This window comes from Geothrix sp. (assembly GCF_020622065.1).
Classification (GTDB): domain Bacteria; phylum Acidobacteriota; class Holophagae; order Holophagales; family Holophagaceae; genus Geothrix.
Genome location: NZ_JAHRYQ010000002.1, coordinates 845,681 through 859,092 on the forward strand (window position 1 = coordinate 845,681; position 13,412 = coordinate 859,092).

Sequence of the window (13,412 nt, forward strand, 5' to 3'; positions counted from 1 at the left end):
GATCCTCGATCTCCGCCCCGATGGAGGCGCCATGACCCCCAACCGCCGCCCTCTGGAACTGCTGGAGCCCGATGTCACCCGCGGTCTGGTGGCGAGATTCCGCCTCACCGCCCTCCTGGGCCACTTCCCGGAACGCCAGGTCTGGGCCGCCTTCATGTTCATCAACGGCCTCGTCAGCATCGGCCTGCTGGCCGGGCTCGCCATGCTCACGCACACCCCCATGGTGTTCCCCTCCCTGGGGCCCACGGCCTTCCTCTTCTTCTTCACCCCGACGCTCCCCACCGCCAGCCCCCGGAACACCATCTACGGCCACATCATCGGCATCGCCTGCGGCTATGGGGCCCTTTGGCTCATGGGCCTGCACCACGCACCGCCCGCCATGGTCATGGGCGTCGACCTGGCGCGCATCGGAGCTGCGGCGCTTTCCCTGGCTGCCACCGGTGCCCTGATGATCCTGTTCAGGGCCGCCCATCCGCCTGCCGGAGCCACGACGCTCATCATCTCGCTGGGCATCATCACCAAGCCGCAGCATCTGGCCATCATGTTGCTGGCCGTGGCGCTGCTCACGGTCCAAGCCGTCGTCCTCAACCGCCTGGCGGGCATTGATTACCCGCTCTGGGCCAAGCGGGTGCCTTCGCCTGCTCCCTGATTCGACCGCCGCCTAAAAACATCGGTGCAATCAGGCCGGAAGGACGGCATAAGAGAGCATGGCCATGAGTTGCGATCATCCTGACCTGCTGCCCCTGGACGAGGCTCTGGCCCGGCTGTGGGCGGCGCTCCCGGCCCCGCCCGTCACGGAACTGCGGGCGGACCGGGATGATCCAGCCTCAGACCTTGCTGCCATGGATGGCGTGGCCCTGCGGGCGGAGGAGGGCCGGGCTCCCCGGCGGCTGCTGGGCACCCTCTACGCCGGGGATGACCCCGCGGCCTTCAGGGTGGCGCCGGGCACGGCCGTGCGCATCATGACCGGCGCGGCCCTTCCCCCAGGGGCCGACGCCATCCTGCCGGTGGAGCAGCTGCGCGAAGCAGAGGGCCTCATCCATCCGCTGGAGGCGCCACGATCCGGCGACCACACGCGCGCCCGGGGCGAGCAGGCCCGGGCCGGAGACCGGCTGCTGTCCGCGGATCGCCCCTTCAGTGCCGTCCGCGTGGCTTTGCAAGCCTGGGTGGGCCAGCCCGTGCCGCCGCTCGCCCGCATCCGCGTGGCCGTGGCCTCCACCGGGGACGAACTGGTGGCCCACCCCGCGCCCCATCAGATCCGCGATTCCAACGGTCCCATGCTGGCCGCCCTGGCCCACACCCTGGGCGCCGAGGTCGAGCGCCGGCCCTCGCTTCCGGATGATCCCGCGGCCCTGGGCCGGGCCCTGCGGGATGCCGGCGGCGCCCGCATCCTGCTGACTTCTGGCGGCGTAAGCATGGGCGAGCACGACCACCTGCCTTCGGTGCTGAAGGACCTGGGCGCCACCATCCTCTTCCACAAGATCCGCCTCAAGCCCGGCAAGCCCATGCTGGCCGCCCAGCTGGACGATCTGCTGGTGCTCGCCCTCCCCGGCAATCCCGTGTCGGCCTACCTGAACGCCCTGATCTTCCTGCCGGTGGCCCTGGCCCGTCTGGAAGGCCGGGCCATGCCCGATCCCTGGCACTGGGGCCGCCTGATGGCCGCCGTGAAAACCAAGGGCGACCGGCCCTTCATGGTTCCGTGCCGCCGTTCCGGCAGCCAGCTCCATCCCTTGGCCGGCAGGGGCTCCGCTGACCTGGTCACCCTCGCCCAGGCGGATGCCTTCGCCTGGGTCGATCCCGGCGGCCTGGAGGCCGGGGCCGAGGTTCGCTACCTCACGATGGTGTAGCCGCTGCTCAGCCCGCCGCTCAACCCTTGGCGTACCGCTGGAGCTTGCTCAGATCCAGGATGCGCACCACGGGAAAGGTGCTCTGGATCAGCCCCAGGTCGGTCAGCAGGCGCAGGGCGCGGCTGAAGGCCTCGCGGCTGGCGCCGATGCACTGGGCCAGATCCTCCTGGGTCTCCTGGAACTCCACAATGGACCGCATGGGGTTGGATTCGTGGGCCTCCAGCAGGAGCTGGGCCACACGCTCGGGAACGCTGTGCAGGCTGAGGGTCTCCACCAGGGTCACCAGGTGGCGCACCTTGGCGGCGAAGTGCTGGATGAGCATCTCGGCCACTTCGGGGTGCCGGTGGACGATCTGGCGCAGCGGCGCGGCGGGAATCAGCCAGCACTCGGTCTCGCCATGGGACTCGGCGCTGGAGGCGATGGAGGCGCCGTCGAACACGGGCACTTCCCCCACGCAATCGCCCACTTTCAGGAACTGAAGCACCTGGACCCGGCCCCGGCCATCCGTGCGGAAGACCTTGAGGCCCCCCTTCACCACCACGAACACGCCCTGAACCTGGTCCCCCTGGGTGTAGACCCGGGCACCGTCAGGGAACCGGCGCAATTCGGCGATGCTGGCCAGCTCCTCGGCCGCATTCATCGGCAGCCCGGCCAGGAACTCGATCCTTCTCAGGTTGAGGACTGCTTGAGGCATGGGGCTCCACCAAGGCACTAGATCAGTTATCGCACATTTCCATCGGATTGTGATTCCGGTCACGCATCCCGGGACCGAGCGACCAGTACTTTACCGCGGGGTTGGAATTTCGTCTGGGAGAATTCACATGGAACAAGGCCCCGGCGGCATCTGCCTACCGGGGCCTCCATTGAGTCTCTTGATCGATGGGGAGACTACTTCACCCGCTCCATGAAGGTGCGGTCGACGGTGTTCACGCGGATCTTCTGCCCCGCCTCCATGTAGGGGGGCACGCCCACGGTGATGCCGTTGTCGAGCTTGGCGGGCTTGTAGGAGCCCGTGGCGTTGGCGTTCTTCATGACGGGGTCGGTCTCCACGATCTCCAGCACCACACTGGGGGGCAGAGTGGCGCCCATGGCCTGGCCCTCGTAGAACTCGATCTCCACCTGCATGTTGGGCTCGAGGAAGACCATGTCGTCGCCGAGGATGTCCTTGCTGACTTCGAGCTGCTCGTAGGTCTCGTTGTTCATGAAGACGAGGTGGTTGCCGTCGTCGTAGAGGTATTCCAGCAGGTGCTGCTCGAGGCTGGCCTTGTCCACCTTGTCGGAGCTGCCGAAGCGGTTCTCCCGATTGATGCCGTCCTTGAGGCGCTTCATCTTCACCTGGACCCGGGCCGGCAGGTTGCCGGGGGTCTGGTGCTCGACGCTGATGACCCGGCAGAGTTCGTTCTCGAAGTTGACGATCATCCCGGCGCGGACCTGGGTGGCGAGGATCAGAGGCATGGGAGACTCCCGAAGGAATGAAGAGGACGGGCTGGAAGAAGAAAAGGCCCCGATCACGATCAGGGCCTTGGCTTGGAGTGGTGGGCGTACCAGGATTCGAACCTGGGACTTCTACCGTGTGAAGGTAGCACTCTACCGCTGAGTTATACGCCCGCGGTCGATCAGATTACCCCAGGATGACTCCGTTTCCAAGCCTGAATCACATGGCTGAATCCAAGCCCGAATCAAGGGGCGGCCACCTTCCGCAGGGCTCGCGCGAACCGGGGCGCCTCGGCGACCCGCAATCCGCAGAGGCCCACCCGCAGTCCCTCGGGCAGGGGCACCGTGAACACCCCCTCGGCTTTCAATCGCTGGCAGGCAGCGTCGGGATCCGCCGCGGGCGCCATGACGAAGAACCCACCCTGCCAGTGGAGGGTCTCCAGGCCTTCGGCAGCCAGGGCCGCATCCAGGGCCGAGGCCCGGGCCGCCAGCACCTCGGACCAGTGGCGATGTTCGGCCGCGAGGCGCGCCTGGGCCTTGCCGTCCCTCGCGAAGCGAAGCATCAAGGCCTGGGGCGCCCGGGCGCAGTTGGACCAGGTTCCCCGGCAGGACTGCGTCAGCGCCGCCTGCAGGCCCGGGTCCCCGCACCAGGGGAAGGCCAGGGCGCCTCCGCGGGCGCCATACAGCGTCATGGCCTTCGACAGGGACATCGAGGCCCCCACCAGCACGCGGCCCTCCGCCCCCAGGGCCGCATAGTCCTTCAGCGCGGCCGCCACGGCCTCGGGCTCCCGGGTGTAGTCCAGGTAGGCGAAATCCAGGAGCAGCGTGACGGGGCCGCGGGTCGAGAGGTCGCGGAGGAGGTCCGCCAGGCTCGCCCGGTCGGCGGCCGAGAGGCTCCGCCCCGTGGGGTTGTGGCAGGGGTCGTTGAGCCAGAGCAGGATGCGGCCCTGAGCCTGCATCAGTTTCCCGAGCGTCGCCGCCCAGGTCGCCGTGTCCAGCGGCTCTCCCACCTTGGGCCAGGGCGCGGTGGCCAGGTGCATGCCGTTTTCCGAAGCCAGGGTGGCGTAGGGCCCCCAGAAGGGCGCGGTGGTGAGCAGGGTCTGGCCCGGCTCCAGGAAATTCCGCAGCGACAGGGCGAGCGCCCCGCTGCCGCCGGGCGTGGCACACGCGGCGCCCGCGGCATCCAGGAGCGGCCAGTGGCGCTGCACCAGGGCTTTCAGGAAGGCGGGATCGCCCGCGATGGGCGCGTAGGGCGCCACCTCCAGGGCAGTCAGCTCGCGCCAGAGCTCCATGACGGACTCCAGCACCACCAGCTGGCCGGACTCGTCCAGCAGGGCGCCCACGGTGGCGTTGAGGATCGATTCGCCCGCCGTCTGCCGGGCCAGGGCCTCCGCGTTCAGGGCGAAGATGGGATCGTCCGCCGGAAAGGCACGCCGGGTGGGAATGAGCTGGTCGGTCATGACCCCAGAGTACTCTGAGGCCATGAGTCCGTCCGCGCCCGCCTCCTGGATTGCCAAGCCCCTGCTGATGCTCGGAGCTCTCCTCGCCTTGGCGCCATTCACGCCCGCCGCCGCGGCCCTGGTGGGTGGCGCGCTGCTGGCACTGACCCTGGGCAACCCCCTGCAGGCGCTCACGCGCACCTGGACGCACCGCCTGCTCCCCCTCGCCGTCGTGGGCCTGGGCGCGGACATGAACCTGCGGGCCGTGGCGAAGGCGGGCCTGCACGGCCTGGGCTACACGGCGCTCAGCCTCGCGTTGGTTCTCGCCCTGGGCCTCTGGCTGGCCCGCTGGCTGAAGGTGGACGCCGAAGCCGGGTTGCTGATCTCCGTGGGCACGGCCATCTGCGGCGGCAGCGCCATCGCGGCCGTGGCACCCGTGATCCGGGCCCGGGAGCAGGCCATCTCGGTGGCCCTGGCCACCGTCTTTCTGCTGAATGCCGCAGCGTTGGTGATCTTCCCCCCCCTCGGGCACGCCGCGGGCCTGAGCCAGGACGCCTTCGGCCTCTGGTCGGCCCTGGCCATCCACGACACCAGCTCGGTGGTGGGCGCAGGGCTGGCCTACGGGCCCCGGGCCCTGGAAGTGGCCACCACCGTGAAGCTGGCCCGGGCCCTGTGGATCGTGCCACTCACCCTGGGCCTCGGCTGGTTCCTCGCACGGCGGCAACCGGCCGCCCCCGACGCGCCTCCCGTCAAGAAGCCCTGGTTCATCGCCGGTTTCCTGGCCATGGCTGCCCTCGTGACCTTCGTACCGGCCCTTCACGCGCCGGGCCACCTCATCGCCGTGACCGCCCGCCGCGTGCTGGTGCTGACGCTCTTCCTCATCGGCGCCGGGCTCAGCCGGGAAGCCGTCCGCAGCGTGGGCCTGCGGCCCTTCCTCCAGGGGCTGCTGCTGTGGCTGGCCGTAGGCTCCCTGGGCCTCGGGGCCGTGAAGCTGGGGTGGCTGTCGGTGGGGTAGACTCTCCCGCTGGAGATGCCCATGATCCGCCCCTTCCAAGGCATGGTCCCCAAGCTCGGCGCCCGCGTGTTCGTGCCGGACAGCGCCCTGGTGCTGGGGGATGTCACCCTCGGCGACGATGCCAGCATCTGGTTCAACTGCGTTCTCCGCGGCGATGTGAACTGGATCCGCGTCGGGGCCCGCACCAACATCCAGGATGGTTGCTGCCTCCATGTCACCAACGGGAAGTGGCCGCTGCTCATCGAGGACGAGGTCAGCATCGCCCACCATGTGATGCTCCACGGCTGCACCATCCGCAAGGGCGCCCTCATCGGCATGAGCACCACGATCATGGATGGCGCCGAGATCGGGGAGGGCTGCCTTGTCGCCGCGGGAAGCCTGGTGCGCGAAGGCTTCCAGGCCCCGCCCCACAGCCTCGTGGCAGGCTGGCCCGCGGAGGTGAAGGGCCCCCTCAGCGAGAAGCAGCGCGGCCTCGTGGCCAGCGTCTGGACCCGCTATGTGCGGTACAAGGAGGCCTACTTCGCCGACGGCTGGCCCCTCGCCGAGGCCCCGGCGATTGAAGACCCGCAGCCCGGCTTCGCCGAGGGACACCCGTATCCCTAGATTCAGTCCTCCCCTCTCTTGACACCCTCGGCTAGACTCTCGGGATCATGTCCCCCCTGCTGATCCTCCGCGTCCACGCCGATCTGCGCCTCGGGCTGGGCCATGTGGCCCGGGCGCTCGCCCTTCAGGAAGCCTGGCGCGCCCTCGGCGGCGAGGCCTGCATCGCCGTCTCCGGCGACGACCGCGCCCGCCGGGTGGGCGGGGGCCGCCACCCCTTCCTGGACCAGCCCCTGCCCTGCGAGGCCGTGTACCTGGGTGAGGCGATCCATGCGCCGCTCCCGGCGGACCTGAAGGCCCGCGCCGTCGCCGTGCTGGTGGACCAATGGGACACCAGCGCCCCGTTCCTGCAGGCGCTCCGCCCCCTCAAGGTCGCCGTGATGGAGGACGACACCGACGCTCATGAGACGGCGGATCTCCTCTTCCAGCCCTTCCTGGAGGGCGCACGCTGGCCGGATCATCCCGTGAAAGTGGTGGGCGGCCGGAAGGTGCGCCCCTACGAGACGGTTTCAGGCGCCTGCCGCGTGGTGCGGGGCTCCAACTTCATCGTGGTGGACAAGGCGGCCCTGGAGCTGCGCCCCAAGCGCGTGCCCCTCCAGCCCCTGGCGGTCCACAAGCTGCTGGTCACCTTCGGCGGCAGCGACGGCCCCAACCTGGCGCAGAAGGCCTTCGACACCCTGGCCCAGCTGGCGGTGGAGGACCGCTGGCGGGGCGCCTGCACCCTGTTGGCCCCCAACGGCATCCAGGGCACCCCCTTCCCGGGCTGCACCGTGGTCAAGAGCCTGCCCGGCCTCACCCGCCGCATTCCGGAGTTCGACGCCATCTGGTGCTCGGCGGGCGTGACCCTCGCCGAGGCCCTGTGCATGGGCATCCCGGCGACGGTTTGGGGCCAGAACGAACGACAGCACACCATCCTGGCGGACCTGGCCCTGGCCAACGGCTGCTTCGACCTGGGGGTGGGGCCCGAAGCCGACCTGGCCATCGTGCGGGAGGCCTTGGCCCAATGGCTGGGCCCCGAAGGTCAGGACAACCGTCAGGAGCAGGTCCGCGACGGCATGGTGCTGGTGGATGGCCTGGCTGCCTCGCGCGTGGCCCAGGAGCTGTGGCGTCTGGTGGAGTGCCCCGCCTAGAAATCCCGGCTTGACCCCACGGGCCCTCAACGATAAGCTTTCCCTTCTGTGAACTCGCCGCCCCTGGGGTGGTGTCTTCGCAGCGCGACCGCGATTCCGGAGCAGGCCATGAGCACTTACTTCCCGAAAGCCAATGATCTCAAGCGCCAGTGGTTCCTGGTGGATGCCACCGGGATTCCCGTGGGCCGCCTCAGCACCGCCGTGGCGGATGTCCTGTCCGGCAAGAACAAGCCGACCTGGACCCCGTTCCTCGACACGGGCGACCATGTGATCGTCATCAACGCCGAGAAGGCCGTGCTGACCGGCAAGAAGGGCGTACAGAAGTTCTACCGTCGCACCACCACCCAGCCCGGCTCCATGAAGGAAGTCCGCGCCGAGGTGATGAAGGCGACCTTCCCCGAGCGCATCATCGAGAGCGCCGTCAAGGGCATGCTGCCCAAGGGCCCCCTCGGCCGGGCGATGTACCGCAAGCTCAAGGTCTATGCCGGCCCCGAGCACGAGCAGAGCGCCCAGCAGCCCCAGATCCTGACCATCCAGAAGTAGAGGCGAGGAACCCATGGCCATTTCCCAGAACTACGGAACCGGTCGCCGCAAGAGCGCGGCCGCCCGCGCCTTCCTCCGCCCCGGCACCGGCAAGATCACCGTCAACGGTCGCAGCCTCGAGAGCTACTTCCCGAACGCCGTGCTCCGCATGATGGTCCACCAGCCCCTGGTGCTGGCCGACCTCGACGGTAAGTTCGACATGATCATCAGCGTGTGCGGCGGCGGCCCTGCCGGCCAGGCTTCGGCCATCCGCATGGGCATCTCCCGCGCCCTGCTGGGCTACAACGAGCAGCTGAAGTCCCTCCTGCGCGGCGCCGGTCTCCTGACCCGCGACCCCCGCATGAAGGAGCGCAAGAAGCCCGGTCGCCGGGCCGCGCGGCGCCGCTTCCAGTTCAGCAAGCGCTAGTCCGTTTCTGGAAGGGGGGGCCAACCGGTTCCCCCTTCTGTTTTCCCGGTCCGCGCCGGACACCTTCTGGAGCGGGCGATTCGGGCGAAGGGGATCAACCCCCGAGCCTTTCATCCCACCCGCGGCGTCCTTCGCCGCTTGAACAGGGAGGCCAGCATGGCTGCCATCCAGATGAAGGAACTTCTCGAAGCCGGTGCCCATTTCGGACACCAGACCAAGCGTTGGAATCCGAAGATGAAGAAGTTCATCTTCGGGGCGCGCAACAGCATCTACATCATCGACCTCCAGAAGACCCTGCGCCTCTGGAACACCGCCGCGAACTTCCTCACCAAGGCCGCCGGCGAGGGGAAGAACTTCCTCTTCGTGGCCACCAAGCCCCAGGCCCAGGAGCTCATCGCCGAGCAGGCCGCCCGCTGCGGCGCCTTCTATGTCAACAACCGCTGGCTGGGCGGCATGCTGACCAACTTCTCCACCATCAAGAAGAGCCTCGAGAAGTTCCGCGAGATCGAAGCCACGCTGGCGGATCCCGCCCGCACGGCCCTGCTCTCCAAGAAGGAACTGCTCACCCTGAACCGCACCCGCCTGAAGCTGGAAGCCTCCTTCCACGGCATCCGCGACATGCGCTCGCTGCCCGAAGTCATCTTCGTCATCGATCCGCACCGTGAGGACATCGCCGTCACCGAGGCCAAGAAGCTCGGCATCAAGGTCGTGGGCATCGTGGACACCAACTGCGATCCCGACATGGTGGACTATGTGATCCCCGCCAATGACGACGCGATCCGCTCCATCCTTCTCTTCTCCGAGCGCGTGGCCGACTCCATCCTTGAGGGCCGCCAGCGCTTTCAGGACAAGGGCGACAGCGAGGACATGAAGAAGATGATGGCCGAAAAAATGGAAGTCGAGGGCTAGACCCCACCCCCCATTCGTCAGCCATCAGAGGGTCCGCCCGCTGATGGCTGATGGTCTGAAGACCCCACCCGATTTCAGGAGATCCCATGGCATTCACCGCCAATGATGTGAAGACGCTGCGCGAGAAGACCGGTCTCGGCATGATGGACTGCAAGAAGGCCCTGGAAGAGAACAGCGGCGACATGGAGCAGGCCATCGAATGGCTCCGCAAGAAGGGCCTCGCCGCTTCCGCCAAGAAGGCTGATCGCATCGCCGCCGAAGGCATCGTGGAAGCCTACATCCACCCCGGTGGTCGCGTGGGCGTGCTGGTCGAAGTGAATTCCGAGACCGACTTCGTGGCCCGCAATGAGGCCTTCCAGCGCCTGGTGAAGGAAATCGCGATGCACATCGCGGCCGCCGACCCCGCGCCCCGCTTCGTCACCAAGGAAGAGGTCACCCAGGACTTCCTCGACACCGAGAAGCGCATCGCCACCGAGCAGGCGCTCGCCACCGGCAAGCCCGCCAACATCGTCGAGCGGATCGTCGAGGGCAAGATGAACAGCATCTTCAAGGAGGTCTGCCTCCTCGAGCAGCCCTTCATCATGAATCCCGACCTCACCATCCAGCAGTACCTGTCCCAGAAGACCGCGGAGATCGGCGAGAAGCTCAGCATCCGCCGCTTCACAAAGTACATCATGGGCGAGGGCCTCGAGAAGCGCAGCGAGAACTTCGCCGCCGAAGTCGCCGCCGCCAAGTAGCGTTTTTTGCTGCTACAAAAGAGGCGGCCGTTTCGGCCGCCTCTTTTGTAGGTGGGAATGGCATGTCAGTGAAACCACGGGAGTCGGCATGAAATTCAAGCGCATCCTCCTCAAGCTCTCGGGCGAAGCCCTCATGGGCGATCAGAAGTACGGCATCGACCCGGCCGTGGTCAACATGATCGCCGATCAGGTGAAGGCCATCCGGGAACTGGGCGTGGAAGTCGGCCTCGTCATCGGCGGCGGCAACATCTTCCGCGGCGTGGCGGGCGCCACCAAGGGCATGGACCGCACCACGGCCGACCACATGGGCATGCTGGCCACCATGATCAACGCCCTGGCACTCCAGGACGCGCTCGAGCACAAGAATGTCCATACCCGCACCCTCTCGGGCCTGGAGATGCCCAAGGTGGCCGAGAGCTACATCCGGCGCCGGGCCACCCGCCACCTGGAGAAGGGTCGCGTGGTGATCTTCGGCGCGGGCACCGGCAACCCCTACTTCAGCACCGACACTGCCGCGGCGCTGCGTGGCAACGAGATCTGCGCCGAGGTGGTGATGAAGGCCACCAATGTGGACGGCATCTACACCGCCGATCCCAAGAAGGACCCCACGGCCACGCGCTTCGACCGCATCTGCTTCCAGGATGTGCTGGAGAAGGGCCTGAGGGTCATGGACGCCTCCGCCATCGCCCTGTGCATGGAAAACCGGCTGCCCATCCTGGTCTTCGACATGAACAAGCCCGGCAACCTGGTCGCCGCCGTGAAGGGCGAGCCCGTGGGCACACTCGTCAGCTGATCGGCCGCTGGCGTGAAGCCGGTTCGCCAGTTTCAGATCTAAATCCGTCAGACTGGAGGCATGGACTTCCTGCGGAACCTGCCCGATGCCGCGGTCCTCACGGACCGGGAGGCGCTGGAACCCTACCTGCGGGACGAGTCCCATGTCCGGGGGAGCCTTCCCCTGGCCGCGGTGCGCCCCCGGAGCGCCGCCGCCCTGAAGGAACTGGTCCGGCTGGCCAAGGCGGAAGGGTTCGGCCTGGTCCCGCGCGGGGCGGGCACGGGGAAGGCCGGGGGCTGCGTGCCCACGGCCCGTACGGTGGTCGTGGACTTCTCCACCTGGCCCGGCGACCTCCATGTCTCGCCGCAGGACCTCTGCCTCAGCGCCCCCGCCAGTGCGCCCCTGCGCGAAGTGAAGGCCGCCGCGGAAGCCCATGGGCTGTTCTACCCCCCCGACCCCAACTCCTGGGAGAGCTGCGCCCTGGGCGGCACCCTGGCCACCAACGCGGGGGGGCCCAACGCCTGCAAGTACGGCATGACCCGCCACTGGGTGCTGTCCGTGGACGCCCTGCTGGAAGATGGCGAGATCCACACCTTCGGCATTCACAGCGTCAAGGCCAACGCGGGTCCCGCCCTCGGGCAGCTGTTCATCGGCAGCGAGGGCATCTTCGGCTTCATCGTGGGGGCGACGCTGCGCCTCACGACCCTGCCCCGCGAATTCGCCACACTCCTGCTCCCGGTGAAGCGTTGGGAGGACCTTCTGGATCTTCCCGGCCGCCTCTGCGGCGCGGGCTACCTGCCCAGCGCCTTCGAATTCTTCGATCCCGCCGTGTTGGCGGAACTGCGGGCCCACGGCCCGGAGGAGGCCCGGCGTCTGCCCGGCGAGGCCCTGGCCATCCTTGAATTCGACGACCGGGGCTGTACCTCCGAGGCCTTCCTAAGTGGTCTGATGGATCTGCTGGGGCCTGTGGCCGAAGGCCTGGAGATTGCTTCGAGCGAGCGCCAGCGTCAGGGCATCTGGGCCGTGCGCCGCATGACCAGCGCCTTTCTCAAGGAACGGCATCCCAAAAAGGTGAGTGAGGACATCGTCGTGCCCCGCAGCCGCCTCCGCGAGTTTTTCGCGGGCCTGGAGCGCCTGGACCTGCCCAGCGTCAGCTATGGCCACCTGGGCGACGGCAACCTCCATGTGAACCTGCTGGCCGCGGGCGAGACCGAGCCCGCCCAGCTCGAGCGCCAGCTCATGGACCTCTTCCGACTGGCTCTGGACCTCGGCGGCACCCTCAGCGGCGAGCACGGCATCGGCCTTGCCAAGCGGGAGGCTTTCCTGGCCCTGAGCGATCCCGGACAGATCCAGGCCCTGCGGGCCCTCAAGCAGGTCCTGGATCCCCAGGGGATCTTCAATCCGGGCAAAGTGATCTGAAGGGAGTTCCCATGTCCAAGCAGCCCCTCGTCCTCGGCCACCGCGGCCTGTCGTCGAAGCATCTGGAGAACAGCATGGAGGCCTTCCGCGCGGCGCTGGCCGCGGGGATGGACGGCTTCGAGCTCGATGTGCAGCCCACCCGGGATGGCGTCTGCGCCGTGCTGCACGACGAGGACCTCGCCCGCACGGCCCAGGGGTCGGGCCTCCTCCGCAAAATGAAGTCGGCGGAGCTGCCGCCCCTGAAAAACGGGGAGCCCCTGCCCCGCCTGGCGGATGTGCTGGAGCTGCCCGCGAAGCTCATCAATGTCGAGCTGAAGGGCGAGCCCGGCTGGCAGCAGGCCCTGGCCACCGTGGAGGCCGCCGAAGCCCTGGACCGCGTGCTGTTCAGCAGCTTCGAGCCCAGCGAAGTGCTCCAGCTCTGGGCCGCCTGCGAGACCGCCCGCTGCGGCTTCCTGTGGGAGACCGACGAGGCCCTGGACCTCACAGCCGAGGAACTCGCCGACCTGCCTGGGGCCCTATGGTTCCATCCGCCCCTCAAGGCCGTGAAGGCCAAGCCCGACCTCTGGGCGCCCTACGCGGACCGCCTGGCCCTCTGGGGCATGAAGACACCCGCCGAGGCCCAGGCTCTGCCCTTCGCGCCTGCCGTGCTGATCGTCGATGGGATCTGAAATCCCGTTCAGCGAGGCGGCGTCAGGCGGTGGCTTGGCACTGGTCTGGCGCAGCCTGGCGAATCTCTGGTTCTTCGGCTGGCTCGGCAATCTCTGGTTCTCCACCCTGGCGGACACCGAGGCCGGCCGCAGGCAGGCCAGGCAGGCGGTCGAGGACCACGAGGCCCTGAAGGGTACGCAGCCCTACACCCAGGTGCTCCAGGCCATTCTCAACGACCCGCATTACCGGCTGGTGGATCAGGCCCCGGCCCTGGGGGAGCAGGTGCTGATCCATGCGGCTTGCTTCGATGAAACCTGGATCCAGATGCGCGGGGCGGCGCTGGACCGGGCCCGCTACCTGCGCCTCTACTGCGTCAGTCGCTTCAAACCTTTTCGGCAGGCCTACACCTTCGATGTGGCCTCTAACGAGATCACGCGCCATGTCCTCCCCGGCGCCCAGTGGCATCGCGAGGTCCCCTACGCTTTCTGGTGAGACTCCGGCCCAACCGTCTCG

At 68.1% G+C, this 13,412-nt stretch carries 16 protein-coding genes and 1 tRNA gene; 13 read left to right on the top strand and 4 right to left on the bottom strand.

The window, feature by feature from the left end; translation table 11 throughout:
• The first annotated feature begins 31 nt into the window (after positions 1–31).
• A complete protein-coding gene (locus QZ647_RS13340; protein ID WP_291272636.1) occupies positions 32–649 on the top strand; it encodes an HPP family protein in 618 nt (205 codons plus the stop codon).
• Positions 650–707: 58 nt separating this feature from the next.
• The gene (locus tag QZ647_RS13345; RefSeq protein WP_291272637.1) at positions 708–1,847 is read left to right on the top strand and encodes a molybdopterin molybdotransferase MoeA; all 1,140 of its coding nucleotides are present in this window, start codon (positions 708–710) and stop codon (positions 1,845–1,847) included.
• Positions 1,848–1,866: 19 nt separating this feature from the next.
• On the opposite strand, the gene QZ647_RS13350 is transcribed toward QZ647_RS13345, so the two are convergent.
• From QZ647_RS13350 to QZ647_RS13365, 4 genes are all read right to left on the bottom strand, one after another.
• Positions 1,867–2,541 (bottom strand): Crp/Fnr family transcriptional regulator, encoded by a 675-nt coding sequence (locus QZ647_RS13350; RefSeq protein ID WP_286354815.1) that lies wholly within the window; start codon positions 2,539–2,541, stop codon positions 1,867–1,869.
• Between the two features lie 194 nt (positions 2,542–2,735).
• Positions 2,736–3,302 carry an elongation factor P gene (gene efp, locus QZ647_RS13355; RefSeq protein WP_286354814.1) on the bottom strand — a complete coding sequence of 189 codons (567 nt, stop codon included), beginning with the start codon at positions 3,300–3,302 and terminating at the stop codon, positions 2,736–2,738.
• A gap of 78 nt (positions 3,303–3,380) precedes the next feature.
• Positions 3,381–3,455, bottom strand: a tRNA-Val gene (locus tag QZ647_RS13360).
• Between the two features lie 71 nt (positions 3,456–3,526).
• Positions 3,527–4,741 (bottom strand): aminotransferase class I/II-fold pyridoxal phosphate-dependent enzyme, encoded by a 1,215-nt coding sequence (locus QZ647_RS13365; protein ID WP_291272638.1) that lies wholly within the window; start codon positions 4,739–4,741, stop codon positions 3,527–3,529.
• Between the two features lie 22 nt (positions 4,742–4,763).
• On the opposite strand from QZ647_RS13365, the gene QZ647_RS13370 reads away from it, so the two are divergent.
• From QZ647_RS13370 to QZ647_RS13420, 11 genes are all read left to right on the top strand, one after another.
• Positions 4,764–5,735, top strand: coding sequence for a putative sulfate exporter family transporter (locus tag QZ647_RS13370; protein ID WP_291272639.1), 972 nt, complete (start codon positions 4,764–4,766; stop codon positions 5,733–5,735).
• Between the two features lie 21 nt (positions 5,736–5,756).
• Positions 5,757–6,338 carry a gamma carbonic anhydrase family protein gene (locus QZ647_RS13375; RefSeq protein ID WP_291272640.1) on the top strand — a complete coding sequence of 194 codons (582 nt, stop codon included), beginning with the start codon at positions 5,757–5,759 and terminating at the stop codon, positions 6,336–6,338.
• Positions 6,339–6,385: 47 nt separating this feature from the next.
• The gene (locus QZ647_RS13380; RefSeq protein ID WP_291272641.1) at positions 6,386–7,465 is read left to right on the top strand and encodes a hypothetical protein; all 1,080 of its coding nucleotides are present in this window, start codon (positions 6,386–6,388) and stop codon (positions 7,463–7,465) included.
• 108 nt (positions 7,466–7,573) lie between these two features.
• The gene (gene rplM, locus QZ647_RS13385) at positions 7,574–8,008 is read left to right on the top strand and encodes a 50S ribosomal protein L13 (RefSeq protein WP_286354808.1); all 435 of its coding nucleotides are present in this window, start codon (positions 7,574–7,576) and stop codon (positions 8,006–8,008) included.
• A 13-nt stretch (positions 8,009–8,021) separates the two neighbouring features.
• Positions 8,022–8,414, top strand: coding sequence for a 30S ribosomal protein S9 (gene rpsI / locus QZ647_RS13390; RefSeq protein ID WP_257306876.1), 393 nt, complete (start codon positions 8,022–8,024; stop codon positions 8,412–8,414).
• A 156-nt stretch (positions 8,415–8,570) separates the two neighbouring features.
• Positions 8,571–9,323 carry a 30S ribosomal protein S2 gene (gene rpsB / locus QZ647_RS13395; protein ID WP_291272642.1) on the top strand — a complete coding sequence of 251 codons (753 nt, stop codon included), beginning with the start codon at positions 8,571–8,573 and terminating at the stop codon, positions 9,321–9,323.
• 86 nt (positions 9,324–9,409) lie between these two features.
• On the top strand, positions 9,410–10,060 hold the full coding sequence (tsf, locus tag QZ647_RS13400) for a translation elongation factor Ts (RefSeq protein ID WP_286354805.1): 651 nt from the start codon (positions 9,410–9,412) through the stop codon (positions 10,058–10,060).
• A gap of 88 nt (positions 10,061–10,148) precedes the next feature.
• A complete protein-coding gene (gene pyrH / locus QZ647_RS13405; protein WP_291272643.1) occupies positions 10,149–10,853 on the top strand; it encodes a UMP kinase in 705 nt (234 codons plus the stop codon).
• A gap of 60 nt (positions 10,854–10,913) precedes the next feature.
• Positions 10,914–12,251, top strand: coding sequence for an FAD-binding oxidoreductase (locus tag QZ647_RS13410; RefSeq protein WP_291272644.1), 1,338 nt, complete (start codon positions 10,914–10,916; stop codon positions 12,249–12,251).
• Positions 12,252–12,262: 11 nt separating this feature from the next.
• Positions 12,263–12,919: a glycerophosphodiester phosphodiesterase family protein gene (locus QZ647_RS13415; RefSeq protein ID WP_291272645.1), complete on the top strand. Its 657-nt coding sequence runs from the start codon at positions 12,263–12,265 to the stop codon at positions 12,917–12,919.
• 34 nt (positions 12,920–12,953) lie between these two features.
• Positions 12,954–13,391: a hypothetical protein gene (locus QZ647_RS13420; protein WP_291272646.1), complete on the top strand. Its 438-nt coding sequence runs from the start codon at positions 12,954–12,956 to the stop codon at positions 13,389–13,391.
• The last annotated feature ends 21 nt before the right edge of the window (positions 13,392–13,412 follow it).